This window comes from uncultured Corynebacterium sp. (assembly GCF_902782855.1).
In the GTDB taxonomy this organism is placed as follows: domain Bacteria; phylum Actinomycetota; class Actinomycetes; order Mycobacteriales; family Mycobacteriaceae; genus Corynebacterium.
In genome coordinates this window covers 1-3,232 of sequence record NZ_CACZOO010000271.1, presented here as the reverse complement: position 1 = coordinate 3,232, position 3,232 = coordinate 1, and the positions used below count along the sequence as shown (strand labels likewise).

3 protein-coding genes are annotated in these 3,232 nt (G+C 65.0%); all 3 read right to left on the bottom strand.

The genetic code is table 11. From position 1 onward, the window contains the following. Positions 1–463, bottom strand: a 463-nt coding sequence (locus QZV72_RS10975; RefSeq protein ID WP_297008431.1) for a type I-E CRISPR-associated protein Cas7/Cse4/CasC, incomplete at its 3' end; no start/stop codon positions are given. 20 nt (positions 464–483) lie between these two features. Beyond that, on the bottom strand, positions 484–1,137 hold the full coding sequence (gene casB, locus QZV72_RS10970; protein WP_297008429.1) for a type I-E CRISPR-associated protein Cse2/CasB: 654 nt from the start codon (positions 1,135–1,137) through the stop codon (positions 484–486). Next, positions 1,134–2,813 carry a type I-E CRISPR-associated protein Cse1/CasA gene (gene casA, locus QZV72_RS10965; protein ID WP_297008427.1) on the bottom strand — a complete coding sequence of 560 codons (1,680 nt, stop codon included), beginning with the start codon at positions 2,811–2,813 and terminating at the stop codon, positions 1,134–1,136. The genes casB and casA overlap by 4 nt, the downstream gene beginning before the upstream one ends. Positions 2,814–3,232 lie beyond the last annotated feature (419 nt).

The following is a 3,232-nucleotide window of genomic DNA, read 5'->3' as shown; positions in this document are numbered from 1 at the left end:
CCACGGCGGTGGTCCCCACCAGTGCTGCACGGGCGTCCTTCTTCGACAGCTTCTCCCCACCGTCTGCGAGACCGGCCGCCAGTTCGGCGAAGCGCTCGATCTCCTGACGGGAGAGGAAGACCAGGTAGGAGGTCTGGTCGGTGTGCTTCTTGTCCATGGAGATACCGGCGGCCTTGAGGACCTCACCGGCGAACTTCAGCGCCTCTTCCTCGGAGAGTTCCGGACGCAGTTCCCGGAGTTTCTCGGCGACGCGGAGCGCACCGTACTTCGTCCGCTCGCCGAGCTGTTCTGCGTCGAGCAGGTCGGCGAACCCCTTACGGGCTGCCCGCTTCCAGGCCTGGCTGGAGACACGGTGCCGCTCGACACCGCCGAACCGGGCGCTCTTCGGCGATCCGGTGTCGTCGCGGTTGATGCAGGACGGAGGGACGAGCTGAAGGATGTGGAGGTCAAGGTAGGTCGTCATGGGTCTGTTCCTTACGTAGGTCAGTTATCGGAGGATGTGGTGGTGTCAGTAGCGTCAGAGGTCCCGGTGGACTCCGGACAGTAGGTGTAGAAGTCGCGCCCCCACCGCAGCCGGACAGCGTCCCGGTACTCGGGCACCGGATAGCTGTAGAGGTCCCGGGCCAGTCGGCCGTAGTCCAGGGGGATGCCCTCCGCCCGGAGCTGGGTGATGAGCCCGCGGAGGTGCCAGAACATCTCATCAAGCGAATCTGCCGTGCTCAGCGCGTTGAAGCGCCGGATCAACGGCCCACTGTCCAGGGCATCGGAGCCTCCAGTCCGCTGGTGCAGGACCCGGAGAGAGCGTCCGAGGCCCCACCCGGACTGGTGCATCCGCTCGCCCCGGGACTGCTGGTGCACGGCGAAGAGGCAGAGCGCGGTGTGCGCCGCCTGCTCGGCGGGACTCGGTTCATCACCGTGTCCGATGAGGTTCTCCGGGAGCCCACCGAGGGTGATCTCCCAGACCTCGGGGACCGAACCTGCCGGTCGGGTCAGGGCCCGACGTAGTCTCGCAGCTGTCGCTTTCGCCGCAGAGGACTGCTGGTCGACAAGACCGGCCTGGATCCGTTCGGTCTTGCCCACGACATACCTGGCGAGGTCCGTGGCCTTACCCGTCGATGACGTTGTCTGTCCCGTCATGCGTTCTCTCCGTTCTCCGTGTTCCTGCGGGGTTCTTTCCCGAGGCAGTCATTGAGGTTCTTCCGCAGCCAGTCAGCCGCTACAGCTCCGGTCACCCGACGGGTACCGTCCCAACGTCCCGACCAGACCGCCGGTCCCTGAGCAGTCAGCAGGTCATTCGCCAGGTCTGTCGCCGTGGAACGGATCTTCCCGGCCCAGTCGGCGAGGGCGGCGTCCCGGTCCGTGTCCGGTCCGAGGCGTCGGAGCCAGACGCGGAATCCGGTGTCTACCCGGGTGTAGAACTCTGCCTGGATCCGGTCGGTGTCCGCGTCATCCTGGTTTCCGGACACCGCGAACGCAATGTTCCTGGCAAACATCCACAGACACCTGGCTGCGCCGTCCGCGAATTCGACGGACCTTCGCGCCGTGGCGCGGAGCTGGTCGTTGTCCAGGGCGAGCATCGGCGACTGCACGGTGATCGCATCGTCGACGATGCCGGCGAAGCTGGACTGCTGCGGTCCGTACTCCATGGAGACCATGTGGATCCGGATGTCCCGGTCATCAGGGAGCACGTCCGCGCCGACCAGTTGTCCCACCCAGTGGACATTGCCCGCCGGAATCGACTTCGCCACCTCGACCTTGGCCCCGTCAACCTTGAAGGTGGTCTTCGGTACGTCGCTGTTGGGAAGGATCCCGCCCAGTGACCGCCACATGGTGCGGCCGGCGTCCAGGGTCTGCGGCATGTACCTGATCTGTTTCGCCTTCCTGGACTGCGGCTCACTGAACCGCCACGGGGACATCGTCTCCACAGCGTTCTTGGTGGTGTACCCGACCGGGTCACCGTTGGTGATGAGGACGCCGGTCACGGCGTCCTCCTCCCACTGCAGCAGCAGACGACGCTGCGGCCAGGTCAGCAGCTCCACCTGACCGGTGGTGCCGTTCTCGGTCGGGGGGTTGGTCCGGTAGCGGGGATCGTCCCGGAGACCGGGACCGATACCGTCGATCTCCCAGAGCGGCAGATCCTCGGTCCCCGCCTGTTCCCGGTTCGGCACGTAGTTGAGCAGGAGGGTCTCCCGGAGGTCTCTGCCCTCCACCATGGTGCCGCCGAGCCAGCCACACCAGCCGATCCCGATCGGGTAGCCTTTGCCGCCCTTGACCCGGTCATCACCGACGGCACCGGACTTGATGCCGGAGAAGTCGAAGGCCATGCAGTGGACCAGCATCTGGGCAGCCTCGGCCGCATCGACAGAAGCCAGTCCGGAGCGCATCGTGTAAAGGTCACCGTCATCGCCGACGTCCGGGAAGAGGATGTCCAGCGACTTCCACTCCCCACTCTTCGTGTGCAGTCCGGCCACCTGGAAGAAGGGGTGCTCCGCGTCCCGGATATCGAACCTGTCCTGCCACTGATCGAGATAGTCAGTGACGGCATCGTCGAGCAGAGTCTCCTGATCCCACTTCTCCTGCCAGTGCTCGAGTGCGTTGTCGAGATCGCGCCACTTCCTGCTGTCCCACGCCCGGTACAGGATCGCCTCCACCATGCGCAGGACCGCAAAACTCACGGTACCCAACGGTGCGGCGAACGCCCGGTAGTCGGACGCATCCCGCAGCAGTGCTCGGATACCCACCCTGGACTCGGCGCCCTGGCGATCGACGACATCGATCCAGGCCTCATCCAGGAGATTGTAGTGCTGCGTCATCCACCCTCTCCTTTCATTAACGTTTCATTGCCAGAAACGATAGCGGGCTATCTGCCAACCTGCCACCAGGGGGTAGTTGGTTACTACCCCCTAATCTCCTACGGAAAGATGTACCCTCCCCACCGGACAGCAAACCGGGTCTTCCCCCTTTCCCCTCGAACACCCGGATGCACGACGCCGCCCCCTACAATCTCTCCGCCGGATGAACAGCAGAGACAGGGGACGGCGACAACCCCACCGGGGCGGGGATCACGACTGCCCTGGCAACGAAACCGGATCATCCCCGCTCACGTGAGGACCGGGGGCAGCCTGCACCGAGGTTAACAGTGTTCGGCCGACGAGCGATCAGTCGTTCATCCGCTCACAGAGCAACCCGAGCCGGTTGTCGTACCGCAGCAGCCAGTCCCCGACCCGCTTCT